At 74.0% G+C, this 17,329-nt stretch carries 18 protein-coding genes; 8 read left to right on the forward strand and 10 right to left on the reverse strand.

Annotated features, from left to right (window positions below):
* Positions 1–17: 17 nt before the first annotated feature.
* A complete protein-coding gene (locus ACIP5K_RS16375) occupies positions 18–1,022 on the forward strand; it encodes an alpha/beta hydrolase (protein ID WP_401409934.1) in 1,005 nt (334 codons plus the stop codon).
* 5 nt (positions 1,023–1,027) lie between these two features.
* On the opposite strand, the gene ACIP5K_RS16380 is transcribed toward ACIP5K_RS16375, so the two are convergent.
* A complete protein-coding gene (locus tag ACIP5K_RS16380) occupies positions 1,028–2,035 on the reverse strand; it encodes an LLM class flavin-dependent oxidoreductase (RefSeq protein WP_401409936.1) in 1,008 nt (335 codons plus the stop codon).
* Between the two features lie 417 nt (positions 2,036–2,452).
* A complete protein-coding gene (locus tag ACIP5K_RS16385; RefSeq protein WP_401409938.1) occupies positions 2,453–2,668 on the reverse strand; it encodes a dodecin in 216 nt (71 codons plus the stop codon).
* A 168-nt stretch (positions 2,669–2,836) separates the two neighbouring features.
* Between ACIP5K_RS16385 and ACIP5K_RS16390 the strand changes: the two genes are divergently transcribed.
* A complete protein-coding gene (locus ACIP5K_RS16390; RefSeq protein WP_401409940.1) occupies positions 2,837–4,129 on the forward strand; it encodes an extracellular solute-binding protein in 1,293 nt (430 codons plus the stop codon).
* Between the two features lie 15 nt (positions 4,130–4,144).
* On the opposite strand, the gene egtD is transcribed toward ACIP5K_RS16390, so the two are convergent.
* The 4 genes from egtD to egtA are packed head-to-tail and all read right to left on the reverse strand — an operon-like array spanning position 4,145 to position 8,542.
* The gene (gene egtD / locus ACIP5K_RS16395) at positions 4,145–5,128 is read right to left on the reverse strand and encodes an L-histidine N(alpha)-methyltransferase (protein WP_401409941.1); all 984 of its coding nucleotides are present in this window, start codon (positions 5,126–5,128) and stop codon (positions 4,145–4,147) included.
* Entirely contained in the window at positions 5,125–5,880 is a 756-nt protein-coding gene (egtC, locus tag ACIP5K_RS16400; RefSeq protein ID WP_401409943.1) for an ergothioneine biosynthesis protein EgtC, read from the reverse strand. Before egtC ends, egtD begins: the two co-directional genes overlap by 4 nt.
* The gene (gene egtB, locus ACIP5K_RS16405) at positions 5,880–7,235 is read right to left on the reverse strand and encodes an ergothioneine biosynthesis protein EgtB (protein ID WP_401409944.1); all 1,356 of its coding nucleotides are present in this window, start codon (positions 7,233–7,235) and stop codon (positions 5,880–5,882) included. The genes egtC and egtB overlap by 1 nt, the downstream gene beginning before the upstream one ends.
* Positions 7,232–8,542: an ergothioneine biosynthesis glutamate--cysteine ligase EgtA gene (gene egtA, locus ACIP5K_RS16410; RefSeq protein ID WP_401409945.1), complete on the reverse strand. Its 1,311-nt coding sequence runs from the start codon at positions 8,540–8,542 to the stop codon at positions 7,232–7,234. The genes egtB and egtA overlap by 4 nt, the downstream gene beginning before the upstream one ends.
* A gap of 246 nt (positions 8,543–8,788) precedes the next feature.
* Here egtA and ACIP5K_RS16415 point away from each other — a divergent pair, with 246 nt between their 5' ends.
* Positions 8,789–9,652: a TIGR02452 family protein gene (locus ACIP5K_RS16415; RefSeq protein ID WP_401409946.1), complete on the forward strand. Its 864-nt coding sequence runs from the start codon at positions 8,789–8,791 to the stop codon at positions 9,650–9,652.
* Here ACIP5K_RS16415 and ACIP5K_RS16420 read toward each other — a convergent pair.
* Positions 9,637–10,092 carry a type II toxin-antitoxin system PemK/MazF family toxin gene (locus ACIP5K_RS16420; RefSeq protein ID WP_401409947.1) on the reverse strand — a complete coding sequence of 152 codons (456 nt, stop codon included), beginning with the start codon at positions 10,090–10,092 and terminating at the stop codon, positions 9,637–9,639. The two genes, ACIP5K_RS16415 and ACIP5K_RS16420, sit on opposite strands and share 16 nt — an antisense overlap.
* Before the next feature lie 71 nt (positions 10,093–10,163).
* Here ACIP5K_RS16420 and ACIP5K_RS16425 point away from each other — a divergent pair, with 71 nt between their 5' ends.
* Together ACIP5K_RS16425 and ACIP5K_RS16430 are read left to right on the forward strand one after the other, a co-directional pair.
* On the forward strand, positions 10,164–11,213 hold the full coding sequence (locus ACIP5K_RS16425) for a glycosyl hydrolase family 18 protein (protein ID WP_401409948.1): 1,050 nt from the start codon (positions 10,164–10,166) through the stop codon (positions 11,211–11,213).
* Positions 11,214–11,365: 152 nt separating this feature from the next.
* Entirely contained in the window at positions 11,366–12,415 is a 1,050-nt protein-coding gene (locus ACIP5K_RS16430) for a LacI family DNA-binding transcriptional regulator (protein WP_401409950.1), read from the forward strand.
* Between the two features lie 27 nt (positions 12,416–12,442).
* Here the strand turns inward: ACIP5K_RS16430 and trxA are convergent, their stop codons facing one another.
* A complete protein-coding gene (gene trxA / locus ACIP5K_RS16435) occupies positions 12,443–12,847 on the reverse strand; it encodes a thioredoxin (RefSeq protein ID WP_401409951.1) in 405 nt (134 codons plus the stop codon).
* A 143-nt stretch (positions 12,848–12,990) separates the two neighbouring features.
* Between trxA and ACIP5K_RS16440 the strand changes: the two genes are divergently transcribed.
* The 3 genes from ACIP5K_RS16440 (at position 12,991) to ACIP5K_RS16450 (ending at position 16,035) form a co-directional block, all read left to right on the forward strand.
* Entirely contained in the window at positions 12,991–14,433 is a 1,443-nt protein-coding gene (locus tag ACIP5K_RS16440; protein ID WP_401409953.1) for a dihydrolipoyl dehydrogenase family protein, read from the forward strand.
* 91 nt (positions 14,434–14,524) lie between these two features.
* Positions 14,525–15,478, forward strand: coding sequence for a M56 family metallopeptidase (locus ACIP5K_RS16445; RefSeq protein ID WP_401409955.1), 954 nt, complete (start codon positions 14,525–14,527; stop codon positions 15,476–15,478).
* Between the two features lie 77 nt (positions 15,479–15,555).
* Positions 15,556–16,035: an SRPBCC family protein gene (locus ACIP5K_RS16450; RefSeq protein WP_401409957.1), complete on the forward strand. Its 480-nt coding sequence runs from the start codon at positions 15,556–15,558 to the stop codon at positions 16,033–16,035.
* A gap of 119 nt (positions 16,036–16,154) precedes the next feature.
* Here ACIP5K_RS16450 and ACIP5K_RS16455 read toward each other — a convergent pair whose 3' ends face one another.
* Complete coding sequence (locus tag ACIP5K_RS16455) at positions 16,155–16,448, reverse strand: hypothetical protein (RefSeq protein WP_401409959.1); 294 nt, start codon at positions 16,446–16,448, stop codon at positions 16,155–16,157.
* Between the two features lie 105 nt (positions 16,449–16,553).
* Entirely contained in the window at positions 16,554–17,231 is a 678-nt protein-coding gene (locus ACIP5K_RS16460) for an AIM24 family protein (RefSeq protein ID WP_401409960.1), read from the reverse strand.
* Positions 17,232–17,329 lie beyond the last annotated feature (98 nt).

Raw genomic sequence — 17,329 nt, forward strand, 5'->3', positions numbered from 1 at the left:
GACCCACGGGAGCCGCCATGACCGCCGCCCTGACCCGCCGCGCCAGACGCCTGCTCCTCGTCCTCGCCGCGCTGCTGCTGCTCACCGCGGGCGCGGCGCCGTCGGCGCTCGCCGCCCCGGCGGCGCGGCCCGCGGCCGAGGTCGTCGCCGTCACCCGGGTCGCCGAACGGCAGGTGGACCTCTCGGTCCGCGCGTCGGCGCTCGGCGGCCGCACCGTCAAGGTCCGCCTGCTCACCCCGGACGGCTGGGACCCCGCCGACCGGCGCACGCACTGGCCCACCCTGTGGCTGCTGCACGGCTGCTGCGGCGACTACACGTCCTGGACGAGCCGGACCGACGTCGCCTCCCTGGACAGCCTGCGCCACGTCCTCGTCGTCATGCCCGAGGCGGGCTGGAACGGCTGGTACAGCGACTGGTGGAACCACGGCCGGGGCGGCGACCCCGCCTGGGACACCTTCCACACCCGCGACCTGCGCCGCCTCCTGGAGCGCGACTGGGGCGCCGGCTCCCGCCGGGTCGTCGCCGGTCTGTCCATGGGCGGCCAGGGCGCGCTGCTCTACGCGGCCCGGCACCCCGGCATGTTCCGCGCGGCGGCCTCGTACTCCGGCTCCGCCCACCCGCTCCTGGACGACGAGTCCACCACGCGCATCCTGGGCTTCTTCGCCGCCCAGGGCACCGACCCGCTGCGCGTGTGGGGCGATCCCGTGGCCCAGCGCGCCGTGTGGGCCGCCCACGACCCGTACCACCTGGCCGCCCGCCTCAGGACGCTGCCGGTGTACCTCTCCAGCGGCGACGGCACCGCGGGCCCCCTCGACCCGCCGGGGGCGACGAACCCCCTGGAGGCCGACTTCAACCGGCAGAACCACGCACTCGCCGACCGCCTGAGGCGCTTGGGGGCCCGCCACCTCACCACGCACTTCTACGGCCCCGGCACCCACACCTGGCCCTACTGGCAGCGCGAACTGCACGCCTCGCTGCCGATGCTGCTGCACGGCCTCGGCCTGGGCGCCAGCAGGCCCTAGAGGCGTCAGGCGGGCGTCAGCCGGGCGATCCGGGCCAGCCGCCGGAACGACTCCAGCAGCCCCTCACGGTCGTACGTACTGGTCGTGACCAGCACCTCCTGCGCCCCGCTCGCCTCGATCACCGCGGCGAGCCCGTCCGCGACCTGCTGTTCGGTGCCCGCGAGGTGGCCGCGCAGACCGGCCTCGTAGAACTCGCGCTCCTTGGCCGTCAGCTCCAGGGTCGCCACCCGCTCGGCGGGCGGCAGCGGCGGGAACGTGCCGTGCGTGCGGGAGTGGGCCATCGACCACGCCTCCGGGACCAGCAGCCGGCGGGCCTCCGGCTCGCTGCCCGCGACCGCGACGGTCCCGGAGATCACCACATACGGCTCCGCCGCCCACCGGGACGGGCGGAACCCGGCGCGGTAGCGCTCGATGCCGCGCAGCATCCTCTCCCGGTCGCGGAGATCACCGATGACCATGGGCAGGCCCGCCCGCGCCGCGATCGCGGCCCCCTCGCCCATCGCCAGCACGAACGGCGGCACGGTCAGCCCCTCCGACGGCCGGGCGTGCGCCCGCGTCGCCGACGTACCGGCGAAGAACGCCAGGAGTTCGTCGAGCTGGCCGGCGAAGTCGTCGGCCACGTCCTTGTCCCGGCCCAGCGCCCGGCGCACCCCGTCCGTGAAGCCGACCGAACGGCCCAGGCCCATGTCGATGCGGCCCGGGAAGAGCGACTCCAGGACCCCGAACTGCTCGGCCACGACCAGCGGCTGGTGATTGGGCAGCATGACGCCGCCGGTGCCGACGCGCAGGGTGCGGGTCGCCGCCGCGACGGCCGCCGCGAGCACCGTCGGCGCCGAACCGGCCACCCCGGGCACACCGTGGTGCTCGCTGACCCAGAACCGGTGATAGCCGAGCCGTTCCAGGTCCTGGGCGAGCGCGACGGTGTCACGCAGCGCGTCGGCACCGGAGTGGCCCTCGCGGGTGCGGGAGCGGTCCAGGACGGAGAAGCGGGTCTTTTCGATCACGGTGCTCACGTCCTGTTCAACGCACCGGGCCCGCGGGGATTCCCGGCAGAGGGCTGAATCCGCCTCCCGCTGCCGAGGCCCGCTGCGCCTACGTGAGCAACTGACGTGCCCTGCGGCTCGACGCCGAGGTGTTCCTTTCCGAACCTACCGGCTTGCGCCGACGTTTCCGATCTTCGTCTCTGAATCTCTGTCGACCTCGTACACGCGCCGGGTTCTCACCCGGATCTCCCCGCCCGCGCCCCGGGCAGGAGGTGCTCGTAGTCGCACGAGGGGTGCGCCGCGAACCCCAGCCTTCTGATCGCGCCGACCACCTCACCCACGGCCGAAGCCACAGCACCTTCGGACACCCACACCTTCGGACACACACACCTTCGGACACCCAGCGACGGCCGACCGCCCGGCCCGCCGTCGGTGGGCCGCGCGGGGTCAGGCGTCGGCGTCGAGGCGGAAACCCACCTTCAGGCCCACCTGGTAGTGCTCGACCTCCCCGTCCACGATCTGGCCCCTGACCTGCGTGACCTCGAACCAGTCGAGGTTGCGCAGGGTCTGCGAGGCGCGGCTGATGCCATTGCGGATCGCCTGGTCGATCCCCTCGTGGGAGGTGCCGACGATCTCCGTGACGCGGTACGTGTGATTCGACATGGTTCCACCGTGCCCCAGGCCGACCGCTTCCGCGAGGGAGCCGCCCGCTACTTACTTTCCGGTAACTCTTGACCCGGGCATTGGTCCATACCAAAATCCACCCACACCCGTACGAGCATCCCGCTCGTCCCCCACGCCGGGCCCCGCCTCCCTGTCCGCAGGAAGAAAGTGACCCACGTGATCTCCCGCCGTGCCGTGCTGTCCCTCGGTCCCCTCCTCGCCGCGTCCGGCCTGCTGACCACGGCCTGCGACGTCCTGCCGGGCGGTGACGCCGGACGGACCACCATCACCGTGTGGCTGATGAAGGGCAGTGCCTCGGACGCCTTCATCGCGCGGTTCACCAAGGAGTTCGAGGCCACCCACGCCGACCTGCGCATCGACGTCCGCATCCAGGAGTGGACGGGCATCGGCGAGAAGGTGGCCAAGGCGCTCGCCGCCAAGGACGGCGACGACTCCGTCCCCGACGTCATCGAGGTCGGCAACACCCAGGTGCCGGGATACGCCGACGGCGACGGACTGCTCGACCTCTCGCTGGAGTCCGCGCGCGACCTCGGCATGGACGACTGGCTGCCCGGTCTCGCCGAGCCCGGCTCCGACCAGGGCCGGCAGTTCGGCGTCCCCTGGTACGCCGCCAACCGCGTCGTCATCTACCACACGTCCCTCTTCGACGCCGCCGGCATCAAGAAGCCGCCGAGGACCCGCGACGAGTGGCTCGACGTCACGCGCCGCCTCGGCTCCGGCGGCAAGCAGGGCATCTACCTCGCCGGGCAGGACTGGTACACGCTGTCGGGCTTCATCTGGGACGAGGGCGGCGAACTCGCCCACGAGTCGGCCGGCACCTGGACCGGCGCCCTCGACTCGGACGCGGCGCTGCGCGGCATGGCCTTCTACGCGCAGCTCCAGGCGCTCGGCGACGGCCCCAAGGACGCCGACGAGGAACACCCCTCGCAGGCCGACCGGTTCGCCGAGGGCGACGTCGCCCAGATCATCTCGGTGCCGGGCGCGGCCCAGCGCATCCTCCAGAAGAACCCGTCCCTCAAGGGCAAGCTCGGCTTCTTCCCCATCCCGGGGCGGACGGCGGCACGGGCGGGCGCCGTGTTCACCGGCGGCTCCGACCTCGTCGTCCCCGCGCACACCGCCCACCGCTCGGGCGCGGTCGCGGTGGTGGAGGCCCTGGCCGGGAAGAAGTGGAACACCGACCTGGCCAGGACCATGAACTACGTGCCGAACAAGACCACGCTGGCCGCCGCCGTGGCCGGCGAGCCCGGCGTCGCCGCGATGGCCGTGGGCGCCGCCCACGGCAAGGCGACCCCGGCCTCACCGCTGTGGTCGGCGGTGGAGGCCGCCGACAACCCCATCAAGTCCTACATGTCCCGGGTGCTGATGGGCGGCGACCCGAAGACGGAGGCCAGGAAGGCGTCGAAGGAGATCACCAGGCGCCTGGACGACCGCGCGGAGTAGCGCCGCCCCGCCCGGTCAGCCCGCGACGGCGGCGAGGGACAGCGCGAACCTCCCCGCCTCATCGGTCCACCAGTGCGTCAACTCCAGCCCGGCGGACCGCAGTTCCTCCGTGACACCGTCGCGCCGGAACTTGGCGGACACCTCGGTGCGCACCTCCTCGCCCGCCGCGAACTCGAGCGCCAGGTCCACCGCCGGGATCTTGACGGCCTGGGTCCGCGTGGAGCGCAGCCGCATCTCGATCCACTCGGCGCGGGCGTCCCAGACGGCGACGTGCTCGAAGGCGTCCGGGTCGAAGTCGGCGTCCAGCTCGCGGTTCATCACGGTCAGCACGTTCTTGTTGAACGCGGCGGTGACCCCGGCCGCGTCGTCGTACGCGGCCACCAGCACCCCCTCGTCCTTGACCAGGTCCGTGCCGAGCAGGAAGAAGTCCCCCGGCGCCAGCATGCCGCGCACCGCCGCGAGGAACGCCGTCCGCTCCTCGGGCAGCAGATTGCCGATCGTGCCGCCGAGGAACGCCACCAGGCGCGGTCCCGGCGTCGCGGGCAGGACGAGGGCCCGGGTGAAGTCGGCGACCAGGGCGTGGATGCCCAGCCCGGGACGCTCGGCGAGCAGCGCCGTCGCCGCGCCCCGCAGCGCGCTCTCGCTGACGTCCACCGGCACGTACGCCGCCAGGTCCGGCAGCGCGTCCAGCAGGTGACGGGTCTTGTCGGAGGAGCCCGAGCCCAGCTCGACCAGGGTGCGCGCGCCGCAGGCCGCCGCGATCTCCGCCGCGCGGGCCAGCAGGATCTCCCGTTCGGCCCGGGTCGGGTAGTACTCGGGCAGGGTCGTGATCTCGTCGAACAGCTCGCTGCCGCGCGCGTCGTAGAACCACTTGGGCGGCAGCGTCCTCGGGGTGCGGGTCAGCCCGTGCAGCACGTCGGCGCGCAGGGCCGCGCCGGTGGCGTCCGCGGGCAGGGTGCGGGTGACGTCGAAGGGGGTCGCAGGATCGTTCGTGGTCACGCGGCAGGCTCCTTCAGCGGGGTGAGGAGGACATCGGTGCGGCTCGCGGCGAGCAGGGTGCGGTCGGGTACCTCGGTCCAGCGCGGGTCGTCGTCGTAGGGCTCGGAGGCGACGACCGTGCCGTGCGCGGGGTCCGCGCGGTACCACAGGGTGTCGCCCCAGGCCGTCGCGGCGATCGTCTCGCCGTTGGTGAGCAGGAGGTTGAGGCGGGCCGCGGGCTGGAGCGCGGCCACGTCCAGGACGGTGTCGGCCAGCGCCTGGGCGGGCTCGTCCCCGGTGCGCAGCCGGTGCAGGGCGAGCGCCCACAGGAACGCCGCGTCGCACCGCGCCTCCAGGGACAGCAGGTCGGCGGCGGGCAGCGCGGACACCAGCGGCGTCAGCGACCCGGGCCAGCCCGGCACCGCGCCGTTGTGGCTGAACAGCCAGGGGCCCGCCGCGTACGGCGCCGCCGCGGCCTCCCCGTCCGCGCCCGCGAGCGTCGCGTCCCGTACGGCGGCCAGCAGCGCCCCGGAGCGGACGACCCGGGTCAGGTCCGCGTACGAGGCGTCGGCCCAGACCGGCCCGAACCGGCGGTAGCGGGCGGGCACCGGGTCGCCGTCCGCGTACCAGCCCACCCCGAAACCGTCGGCGTTGACCGTGCCGTGCCGCTGCCTGCGCGGCGCCCAGGACTGCCGGAACAGGCTGTGCGACGGGGCGTTCAACACCTCGCCCAGCGCCACCGGCGGCCCCAGGTAGGCCAGATGGCGGCACATCAGGAGCCGTCCCGGGCCGTGCGGAAGCCGGCGAAGATCTGCCGGCGCACCGGATAGTCCCAGTTGCGGAACGTGCCCCGGCACACCACCTGGTCCACCGCGAACGAGCCGCCGCGCAGCACCTTGTGCTCGGATCCGAAGAAGACGTCCGAATACTCGCGGTACGGGTACGGGGCGAATCCGGGGTAGGGCAGGAAGTCGCTCGACGTCCACTCCCACACGTCGCCGATCAGCTGCCGCACCCCGAGCGGGGACGCGCCGAGCGGATAGCTGCCCGCGGGGGCGGGGCGCAGGTGGCGCTGGCCCAGGTTCGCCCGCTCCGGCGTCGGGTCGGCGTCACCCCACGGGTAGCGGGTCGAACGGCCCGTCGCCGGGTCGAAGCGGGCCGCCTTCTCCCACTCCTCCTCCGTCGGCAGCCGGCGGCCCGCCCAGCGGGCGTAGGCGTCGGCCTCGTACCAGCTCACGTGCAGCACCGGCTCGTCGGGCGGCACGACCTCGGTGACGCCGAACCGCCGGCGCAGCCACTGCCCGCCCGCGTCCCGCCACCAGAACCGCGGCGCCTCCAGGCCGTGTTCACGCACCAGCTCCCAGCCCGGCGCGGCCCACCATCCGGGCGTGCGGTAGCCGCCGTCCGCCATGAAATCCAGATACTTCCCGTTCGTCACCGGCGTCGTGTCGAGGTGGAACGGCGGCACCGTGCGGGTGTGGGCGGGCCGTTCGTTGTCCAGCGCCCACGGCTCCGCCGACGTGCCCATCGTGAACGGGCCGCCGGGGACGAGCACTTCGGCCGGCCCGGTGTACGGGCCGTCGAGCGGCTCGGGATCCGGCGCCGTCAGCGCGGCGGCCCCGGACCGGAGCTGATGGGTGATCAGCATCGTCTCGTCGTGCTGCTGCTCGTGCTGCGCGATCATGCCGAAGGCGAAGCCCGACCGGGTCAGCCGCGCCGCGCCGTCGGCCTCGAACGAGGCGTCCGCCAGCACGTCGAGGGCCCGGCCGCGCACCTCGGCCGCGTAACCGCGCGCCTCCCGCGGCGCCAGCAGCGGCAGCTTGGGCCGCTCGGAGCGCGGATGCTCGAACGCGTCGTACAGCGGGTCGATCTCCGGGCGGATCGCCTCCCGCCCGCCGACGGCCCGCAGCAGCCACTGCTCCTCCTGGTTGCCGATGTGTGCGAGGTCCCACACCAGGGGGGACATCAACGGCGAGTGCTGTGCGGTCAGTTCGGGTTCCTCGACGCAGCTCGTGAGCAGCGTCGTGCGGCGCCGCGCGGTCTCCAGGGCGTCGACCGCGCGGCGCCTGAGCGCCTCCGGGTCGGTGCTCTCGGGCCCGGTGGTCTCCCGGTTCTGCTGAGTGGTCATGAGCGGACGGCCCTCCCCTGGGCGGATGCGGTCGCGGGGTCGCTGAGCTGATCGAGCACGTCGTCGGCGGGGCAGCGGCCCCGCAGCACGTACCGCCGGGTGAAGTCGTCGACGGCCCGGCACACCTCGGGGTCCGCGCCGATCCGGGGGAGCGCGTCGAGCGCCGCGGTGAAGCAGGCCGTGGCCGCCTCCCGCAGCTCCGGATCGGTGAGGGCGAGGCGGGCCGCGTCCTGCCACAGCGGGTTGTGCGGCGCGGGCAGCGGCCCCGAACGCTCCGCCAGCCGCTTCACGGCCCGGTAGGCGGTCTCCGCCGCCTGCGGGTCGTCGAAGAGGGCCGTCGTCACGGCGAGCGGGATCACCCAGCCGTCGTCGCCCGGCTGGGCGTCGATCATGCGGAGTTCGAGGTGGCCGCGCGGGCGCACCGGCGGGAACAGCGTGGTCAGGTGGTAGTCGAGGTCGGACCGGGTCGGCGGCCGCGGGCCGCCCGTGCGGATCCACTCGCGGAACGTCAGCCGGTCGGGCACCTCCCACGGCCCGCTGTCCGCGCGCACGCACATCACCGGCGAGTCGAGCACGTGCCGGGCCCACGCCGCGCGCGGCGCGGCGGTCGAACCCGGCGCGCCCGAGCGCCCCGGGTCGATGCGCTCCCACAGCAGCTGCCGGGTGGAGCGCCAGCCGGTGGCCCGCCCGGACAGCATCGGCGAATTGGCGAAAGCGGCGACCAGGACGGCACCGAGCAGGTGCGACAGCACCCAGCGCCTGCCGTGACCCAGCGGGCCCGGCTCCTCGTACCCCGCGTCCAGACACACCTGCACGGACGCCGACGAGCACATCATGGAGCGGCCGGCGGGACCGGCCCGGTCGAGGGAGGCCTCCAGGGCGTCGTAGCGGGGTTCGCGGAGCACCCGCCGGGGTGGCCGCCAGGGGTCGGTCCCCCGGCCGGAGAGGACGAGCCCGTGGTCGCGGAGCACGGTGCGGACGGCGGTCAGATCGACCCGCATGGCCGAGACGCACTCCGTCAGGGTGGCGGCGGGGAGCGAACTGAGCTCCAGCTGGCCGCCGGGTTCCACGGTGATCAACGAACGCAGGGGGACGGTGTGCAGTGCGGCATAGGCCGCGTCGAGCCGCTCGGGGGGTAACGGAAGCCAGGGCGCCCCCTGCGGGCCCGGCTCGTGGACGAGCCATTCCAGCTCCACGCCGACCGCGCGCGGCGGTCCGGTCTTGAAGCAGATGCCCCGGATCAGGGCCTCCACCTCGGCGGCCTCGGCGAGCGGTTCGCCGAGGCTCCTACAGTCTTCCTCACTCATACCGGGATTCCTCCTGGTCCTCACCCGTCCCATGGTCCCTGGTCGGGGCCACGGCGGCGATTCGGCCCGGGTCGGGCCGTTTCGGGCAACGCCCGTCTACCCAAGACCCTCGCCGGGAATCGCACAAGGGTGCCCCTGGCGCTGGGTGTGGCCGGATCGGTGCGCGGAAAACCTGTTGTCCGCGGGGCCACCGGGCGCACACGATGAGTTCATGGAACCGACGGGGGACGTCGCGGGGGAGCGCGCGTGAGCGCCCGGTTGCGGGAGCTCGCGCAGCGCACGGAGGAGATCGTCGCCACGGGGGCGTACGTCACGGGGGACGGGCGCACGATCCACCTCGCCGGCGCGGTGGCACGGGCCAGGCAGGGCACGCGGCTGTACGGCCCGGAGCCGGTCGCCGTGCCGCCCGCGCCGGCCGTCGCGGCGCCGTGGCCGTCGCCCGAGGTCACGGGGGAGAGCAGTCTCGGCGCGGCGCGCCGCATGACGGGGGAGCGGGCGGAGCCGGTCGCGGTGCTGAACTTCGCCTCCGCCCGCAACCCCGGCGGCGGCCACCTGGCCGGCGCGCAGGCCCAGGAGGAGGCCCTCTGCCGCTCCTCGGCGCTGTACACCTGCCTGCTCGCCGTGCCGGAGTTCTACGCCCACCACCGCGCGGACCGGGACGTGTTCTACAGCGACCGGGTCATCCACAGCCCCGGCGTACCGGTGTTCCGGGACGACAGCGGGCGGCTCCTCGACGAGCCCTACGAGGCGGGCTTCCTGACCTGCCCCGCGCCGAACGCCGGGGTGATCGCGCGCCGCACGCCCGAGCGGGTCGACCGGATCCCCGTGGCGCTCGCCCGCCGCGCCGAGCGCGTCCTGGAGGTCGCGGCCCGGCACGGCTACCGGCGGCTGGTGCTCGGGGCCTGGGGCTGCGGCGTCTTCCGCAACGACCCGGAGCAGGTCGCGCGGGTGTTCGCACAACTGCTCGACCCGATGGCCGGGCGCTTCCACGGCCGCTTCGAGCAGGTCGTCTTCGCGGTCCTCGACCGCACGAAGGGCGCGGCGACCCGCTCGGCCTTCGAGCGGGTCCTCACCGGCGCCGCCGGGCCGGCCGCTCAGCGCCAGCCGTAGCGCTCCCGCAGCCGCAGCACCACCGTGTCGAAACGGCCGCGGTCCAGCGCGCACGCCTCGCGCCGCATGCCCCGCTCGTGCACCCGCAGCACCCGGTCGAGATCCACCCACGAGTCCCGGCCCTCGCGGTCCCAGGGTCCGGCGCCGAGCGCCACCCACTCGCGGTCCCGGTCGTGCCGCTTGCTCGACAGCTGCACGGCCAGCAGCGTCCCGGCCGCCTCGCGGGCGACGACGAGCACCGGCCGGTCCTTGCCGCGCCCGTCGTTCTCCTCGAAGGGCACCCACGTCCAGACGATCTCGCCCGGGTCGGGGTCGCCGTCGTGCGCGGGCGCGTACTCGGTGCGCACCGGACCGACCCGGTCCGGCTCGGCCTGCACCGTCGCCGTCGCTCCGAAGCGGCCCGGGTGCTCGTTCGCGGAATCATCCGTCAAGGCAGTCACGCGGGTCACGTTAGAGCCTGGACGGCCCAGTCCGTGCGGCGGGCCCACCGGACGGCCCGCACGCTCGGTGCATGGCACGACGACGCATACCCCTCATCGCCCCGGCCGCCCTGCTGCTCCTCGCCGGAGCCCTCGCCCCGGTCACCGCGCACGCCGCCGAAGCCCCGCCCCCGCCGCGCACCGTCTCGGCCTGGCTGCCCTACTGGGACCAGGAGAACGCCTACCGCGACGCCCTCGCGCACGCCGGGCAGATCCGCACCATCAGCCCCTTCTGGTACGAGGCCAAGTCCGCGACCCGCGTCGACGGCCACCCGGGGGCGGGCGAGCGCCGCATCGTGAACGGCCTGCACGACAAGGGCATCCAGGTCGTCCCCACCGTCATGGAACGGATGAAGCCCGGCGCCCTCGGCGCCCTCATGACCAGCCCGGCCCGCCGCGCCGAGCACGTCGACGCGCTCCTCGCCGTCGTCCGCAGCCGCGCCTACGACGGCATCGACCTCGACTACGAGACGATCGCCCCGAGCCCCGACGCCACCTACCGCGCCGTGCGCGCCGGTTACGCCGATTTCGTCACCGACCTCTGCGCCCGCCTGCACGCCCTGGACAAGCAGTGCTTCGCCACCGTGACCCCACAGACCCGGGCCTCCGGCCGCGTGTGGGACTACGAGCGGCTGGGCGCCGCCGCGGACCGGGTCCGCGTCATGGCGTACAACCTGCACTACGCGGAGGGCGCGCCCGGCCCGCTCTCCACCCCGCGCTGGTACGACGAGATTCTCACCACCGCCACCGCCCGGATCCCGCGCGAGAAGCTGGAGACGGGGCTGCCCGGCTACGGCTGGGACTGGGCCGTCGGCGACAAGAGCCGCGCCCGGCACGTCACATGGAAGGACGCCGAGGCGCTGCGGCGCAAGGAGAAGGCGCCGTACGCCCTCGACCCCGACTCCAGCACCCCGCACTTCACCTACCGGGACGGCGCGACCCGGCGCACCGTCTGGTACCAGGACGCGCGCGGCACCGCCGCCCATCTCACCGTGCTGCGCGCCCACGACGTCCCGTACACGGTGCTGTGGGCGCTGGGTTTCGAGGACCCGGACGTCTGGCGGGTGCTCGCCGAGGGCTAGATCCGGCCGCCCCGGCCGGGCGGCGGACCCGGACGAGGATGCCGCGGACGTCCCAACTGCCTGGCCTCACAGGCACGTTGACCGGCAGAATGGCACCGGGTGCCCGCCCGGCGCCCGGCACGCGGAGCCGTTCTGGAAAGATGCCGTACGTCATGGTGCAGAAACCGCGGAAACCGCAGATACCCAGCCGGCAACCCCCGTCCGGCGCCCCGGCGGGCCCGCTCCGCGGTGCGGCGCCCACGAGCGCGGACGTCGCCCGCCGGGCCGGCGTCTCGCGCGCCACCGTCAGCTACGTCCTCAACAACACCAGCGCCGTACGCATCAGCGAGCCGACCCGGCGCCGGGTCCACGAGGCGGCCAGGGAACTCGGCTACGTCCCGCACGCGGCGGCCCGCAGCCTGCGCGCCGGACACACCCGCATCGTCCTCATGCCGACGCCCGACGTCCCCGTCGGCGCCCTGTACAGCGGATTCCTCAACGAGTTCCAGTGGGCGCTGAGCCGCTTCGACTACACCGCCGTGCAGTACGGGAGCGTGGGCGTCGCCGGTGACGACGCGGCCCGCGCCTGGGCCGAACTCCGGCCCGTCGCCGTGCTCGCCCCGCTCGGGATGGGCCGGCGCGGCATCGACATCCTGCACCGGTCCGGCGCCCGGGCCGTCATCACCCTCGGCGCGGAGCCGGTGGCGGGCGCGCACGCGCTGATCACCGACCACCGCGCGGTCGGGCGGGTCGCGGCGGAGCATCTGCGCGAGCGCGGGCACCGGCGGGCCGGCGTGCTGATGCCGCGCGAGGAGGGGCTGGACGTGTTCGCCGCGCCGCGCCTCGCGGGCATCCGGGAGGCGGGCGTCGGGACGGTCGCGCTGCCGATCGCCTACGACGAGGAGCAGGCCGCACAAGTCGCGCGGCGGATAGGGCAGTTGGGGCTGCGTGCCGTCTTCGCCTACAACGACGAGTACGCGATGCTGCTGATGCGGGCGCTCCAGGACGCGGGCGTCACCGTGCCCGACGACGTCGCCGTCGTCGGCGCCGACGACCTGATGCTGGGCCGGCTGCTGCGGCCCCGGCTGACGACCGTCCGGCTCGCCCTGCCCTCGGGCCAGGAACTGGCCGAGCTCGTCGACCGCCTGGTGCGCACCCCGCCGGCCGAGCCGGAGATCAGAGAGGTGCTGGGCGCGAGCCTGGTGCGGCGCGAGTCGAGCTGACCCGCGCCGCACCCCGCGCCGAGGGGCTCAGGCCTCCTCGGTCGGCTGCCCCTGCTGCCCTTCCTGCGCCTGCTGCTCGGCCACGGACCGGCGGACCTCGTCCATGTCCAGCTTGCGGGCCTGCCCGATCACGTCGTCCAGGGCCTCCTGCGGCAGCGCGCCCGGCTGGGCGAACACGGCCACCTGGTCACGGACGATCATCAGCGTGGGGATCGACTGGATGCCGAAGGCCGCGGCCAGCTCGGGCTGCGCCTCCGTGTCGACCTTGCCGAAGACCAGGTCCGGGTTGGCCTCGGCGGCCTTCTCGTAGACCGGGGCGAACTGCCGACACGGACCGCACCAGGACGCCCAGAAATCGATCAGCACGAACTCGTTCTCCGTGACCGTCTGATCGAAGTTCTCCTTCGTCAGCTCCTTGGTGGTGCTGCTCATGGTGTTTCCCTCTTCCTGCTTCCTGGATCTCGGGGCGAAGCCGTCGGGGGCGATGCCTTCGTGCACAACCGTCCGGCCGTCGGACGTATTCCGCGCCCATACCCATGTGGCCCACACGCACACCTACGACGACACTGGACGCCATGACACATGCCACGGATACCACGAACGACCACGTGTACGACGTTGTAGTGCTGGGGGCGGGACCGGTCGGGGAGAACGTCGCCGACCGGGTGCGGGCCGGTGGCCTGAGCGCGGCGATCGTGGAGAGCGAGCTCGTCGGCGGCGAATGCTCGTACTGGGCGTGCATGCCCAGCAAGGCGCTGCTGCGCCCGGTGATCGCCCGGGCCGACGCCCGGCGGGTCCCGGGCCTGCGCCAGGCCGTCGAGGGCCCCCTCGACACGGCCGCCGTCCTCGCGCGCCGCGACGACTTCACGTCGCACTGGAAGGACGACGGCCAGGTCGGCTGGATCGAGTCCGTCGGAGCCGACCTCCACCGGGGCCACGGCCGCCTCGACGGCACCCGCCGGGTCACGGTGACCGCCGAGGACGGCACGGTGACCGTGCTCACCGCCCGGCACGCCGTCGCGGTGTGCACCGGCACCCGCGCCGCCCTGCCGGACCTGCCCGGCCTGCCGGAGGTCCGGCCCTGGACGAGCCGGGAGGCGACGAGCGCCGACCGTGCGCCCGGACGGCTGATCGTGGTCGGCGGCGGGGTCGTCGCCACCGAGATGGCGACGGCCTGGCAGGCCCTCGGCTCGCAGGTCACCCTGCTGGTGCGCGGTGCCGCCGTGCTGGACCGCATGGAGCCGTTCGCCGGCGAGCTGGTCGTCGACGCGCTGCGCGCGGCGGGGACGGACGTGCGCACCGGCGTGTCCGTGACGGCGGTCGAGCGCAAGGACGGCACGGTGTCGGCCACGCTCACCGACGGATCGGTCCTGGAGGCCGACGAGATCCTGTTCGCGACGGGCCGCGCCCCGCGCACCGAGGACATCGGCCTGGACACGGTCGGGCTGACCCCCGGCTCCTGGCTCCCCGTGGACGACAGCCTGCGCGTGGAGGGCAGCGACTGGCTCTACGCGGTCGGCGACGCCAACCACCGGGCGCTCCTCACCCACCAGGGCAAGTACCAGGCACGGATCGCGGGCGCCGCGATCACCGCCCGCGCGGCCGGCGTGCCCCTCCTGGAGACCGACCGCTGGGGCGCCCACGCCGCCACCGCCGACCACGCGGCCGTCCCGCAGGTCGTCTTCACCGATCCGGAGGCCGCGAGCGCCGGCCTGACCCTCGCCGAGGCCGAGGCGGCGGGCCACCGCGTCCGCGCCGTCGACTACGACCTGGCGAACGTGGCGGGCTCCAGCCTCTACGCCGACGGCTACACCGGCCGCGCCCGCATGATCGTCGACCTGGACCGCGAGGTGCTGCTCGGCGTCACCTTCGTCGGCCCCGGCGTCGGCGAGCTCATCCACTCGGCGACCGTGGCCATCGCCGGCGAGGTCCCGATCGACCGGCTGTGGCACGCGGTGCCGGCCTACCCGACGGTGAGCGAGGTGTGGCTGCGACTGCTGGAGACCTACCGCGGCTGAGAGCCGCCCGGGGCGGACGGATGACCGCTCGGCCGTCGCCCTCTGCCAGAATGCGCGTCATGACCGAGCAGCGGGGAGAGGGGGCCCGGACTTGATCTACGGAGTGTGGCTCCCCCTCCTGGCGCCGCTGTTCGCCGTCCCCGTGCTGCGCCACGTGACGCCGGGGCTGAGTCCGCGCCGCGCCGCGTGGGCCCTGCTCGCGGGCATGGTGCTCCTCGCCGCGTGCAGCACGGTCGCCGTCGGCTCCCTGGCCGCGTTCGGCCTGCTGCGGGTGGAGGCCGTCGCCGCGGTCGCCGGCTTCCACCCGCGGTGGATGTCCGGATACTCCGCGCCCGCCCTGTGGGCGGCGCCGCTGGCACTCGCCGCCCTGCCCGTCGGCCTCACCCGGGTCGCCCGCGTCATGAGCCGCCACCACCGGGAGGTGCGCGCGGAGCGGCGGGCCGTCGGACCGGCGGGCGGCGAGCTGTCCGTACGCCCGGACGACTTCCCGTACGCCTACGCGCTCCCCGGCCGCCGGGGAGCGGCCGGGCACATCGTGGTCAGCTCCGCGATGCTGCGGTCCCTGCCCCCAGGCGAGCGGGAGGCGCTCTTCGCCCACGAGAGAGCGCACCTCGCGTGCCGGCACCACCGGTTCCTCGCGGCGGGCCAGATCGCCGCACGCCTGCACCCGGCGCTCCTCGGGCTCCGGGGGCCGCTCGCCTACGCGCTTGAACGCTGGGCCGACGAGGACGCCGCGCGGGCCGTGGGGGACCGGGCCCTGGCCGCGCGTGCCATCGGCCGGGCGGCCCTGGCGGCGCACGACTCCCGGAGCCCGGCGGCCCGTCGCGGTGCGATCCTCGCCACGGCGGGCGGGGCCGTGCCGCGTCGCGTCAGGGCACTCATCGACGGCGAACCGGCGCCGTCGATCCGGCGCCGCTGCTGGCGCGCCGCCCTCGCCGCCGCGCTGGTCTGCTGCTTCGTCGGGAGCGCCGCGACGGCCGCGGACGCGGTCGAGGACCTGCACCTGCACGTGCGCCTCGCGCAGGACCACGACGCGGCGCCCTGAGCCCGGCCCCACCGCACCGGCGGTTGCCGGAGCGGCGGCGGGGTCGCACGCTTGTCCTGAGAAGGAGCGTGATCATCGTGGCCCGCAACCGCCGACTCGTCCTGAGCCCGCCCGACGAGGTGTGGCGGCTGCTGTGCGACGGCCATCGCTACGGCGAATGGGTGACGGGCAACCAGCAGGTGCTCGCGGTGCACCCGGACTGGCCGGCCGTGGGCAGCACACTGCGCTTCCGGGTCGGCATCGGCCCGCTGACCACGGACGACACCAGCACCGTCCGGATCTGCGAGCCCGGGCACCGGCTGGAGCTGGAGGCGAAGGCCGACCCGTTCGGCGCCGCCCGCGTCGCCATGAAGCTGATCCCGTGGGGCGAGCACACGCTGTTCGTCCTCGACTGGCACCCCCTGCGGGGCCCGGGCACCCGGATGCACGGCCTGCCGGTCGACTACCTGGTCAAGGTGCGCAACGGCATGATGCTCACCAAACTGGCCAGGATCGCGGTGGCCGAACACCCGACCCGCACCCCGGACGGACGACGGGGCTCCGCCGACAGGCCCTAGGGCATGTCGGCGGGCTGACGACGAAGATCTCTCGCGGCTGACGGCCGATGTCGCCCCTCCAGACGTCCGTCCAGACGGTGCCACTGTGCGGCAGCTGGGGCCCGGCCCGGCGAAGACGATCAGTCCGTCGGCGGCGCCATCGTCGCGTTCGTCTCCGGAGGCTCCGTCGCGGGAGTCCCGATCCCGATGCCGGAGACATCGACGTCGACCTCGCAGAATTCCGGCAGTTTCTCGCTGCGGGTCGCACATGCTGACAGATCACCGGTGGGCGTGCTCTTCCCCGCCGGGTGCCGCTCGGCCGAGGACGGGCTGTCGGTGGACGGCTTGCTCTCAGGGGATGACGAGCAAGCCGCCGAGCCCAGCACCGTGCACAGAATCAGCGCGGCGGAAGCCGCAACAGTGTGAGTGCGCATGGATCTCCCCCGATACAGGTGCGCGAGCAACCGACCAACAGTCGCACAACCATGCTCTTCGGGTTTGGACGGAAGGGGTGGGAAGTGTGAAGACGTCGGGCTCCGCTAGTGCTGCTGCGGACTCTGCGGAGTGGCCTCGCTCGGCCGCACCACGACGAACCCCTCGCCCTCCAGCATGAGTTGCACCGCCTCGCCGGACCCGCCGCGGATCATCGACCCGATGGACTGCGAGCGGTGCAGTGACGTGCGCAGGCCGGAGCTCCAGCCCACGATCGCGTCCGTGTCGACGTACACGGGCTGCTGCGCCGTCACCGGCAGCACCAGCGGATTGCCCTCGCAGATCAGGCCCAGCCTGCCGTGCCCGGTGAACACGCTGTTGAAGAGGCCGCCGCCGCTGATGCCCGCGCCCTTCACCGTCTTGATGTCGTAGGACAGCGTGGGGTCGAAGCACAGGACGTTGCGGCCGTTGACGGTGAAGACGTCGCCGGGTTCGAGGTCCACCACGAACACGTTCTGCGCCTCCTGCGCGAACCAGGCCTCGCCCCGCCCCTTCACCTTCATGAGGGCGAGCCCCTCACCGGTGACGGCCCGCTTCAGCATGCCGCCGACGCCCTGGCCCTTGCGCTCGAACTGAAGATTCCCCCGGTAGGCGATCATCGATCCCTGCCGCGCCATCATCTCCCCGTCGACGACGTACCGGATCGACTTGGCGTTCTGTACGGACATGCCCGGCGCGACAGCGGCCTGGACCATGAACTCATTCGCGAAAAGATCACCCTTCATCGGGGCATCGTGTCCCGGAGGGCATCGTTCCGACAAGGTGCGCGCACCATCCGTGCGGAACGCCGCCGACGTCCGGGCGTGCAGGCGCACCGGACGCC

It is taken from the genome of Streptomyces sp. NPDC088785 (assembly GCF_044750685.1).
Classification (GTDB): Bacteria; Actinomycetota; Actinomycetes; order Streptomycetales; family Streptomycetaceae; genus Streptomyces.

Coding starts and splice junctions, on each gene's coding strand:
- ACIP5K_RS16385 (WP_401409938.1), bottom strand. CDS start 2,668: ATGTCGAATCACACGTACCGCGTCACGGAGATCGTCGGCACCTCCCAC.
- ACIP5K_RS16460 (WP_401409960.1), bottom strand. CDS start 17,231: ATGAAGGGTGATCTTTTCGCGAATGAGTTCATGGTCCAGGCCGCTGTC.
- ACIP5K_RS16430 (WP_401409950.1), top strand. CDS start 11,366: ATGGTGCAGAAACCGCGGAAACCGCAGATACCCAGCCGGCAACCCCCG.
- trxA (WP_401409951.1), bottom strand. CDS start 12,847: ATGAGCAGCACCACCAAGGAGCTGACGAAGGAGAACTTCGATCAGACG.
- egtA (WP_401409945.1), bottom strand. CDS start 8,542: ATGAGTGAGGAAGACTGTAGGAGCCTCGGCGAACCGCTCGCCGAGGCC.
- ACIP5K_RS16375 (WP_401409934.1), top strand. CDS start 18: ATGACCGCCGCCCTGACCCGCCGCGCCAGACGCCTGCTCCTCGTCCTC.
- ACIP5K_RS16425 (WP_401409948.1), top strand. CDS start 10,164: ATGGCACGACGACGCATACCCCTCATCGCCCCGGCCGCCCTGCTGCTC.
- egtB (WP_401409944.1), bottom strand. CDS start 7,235: ATGACCACTCAGCAGAACCGGGAGACCACCGGGCCCGAGAGCACCGAC.
- ACIP5K_RS16455 (WP_401409959.1), bottom strand. CDS start 16,448: ATGCGCACTCACACTGTTGCGGCTTCCGCCGCGCTGATTCTGTGCACG.
- ACIP5K_RS16440 (WP_401409953.1), top strand. CDS start 12,991: ATGACACATGCCACGGATACCACGAACGACCACGTGTACGACGTTGTA.
- egtC (WP_401409943.1), bottom strand. CDS start 5,880: ATGTGCCGCCATCTGGCCTACCTGGGGCCGCCGGTGGCGCTGGGCGAG.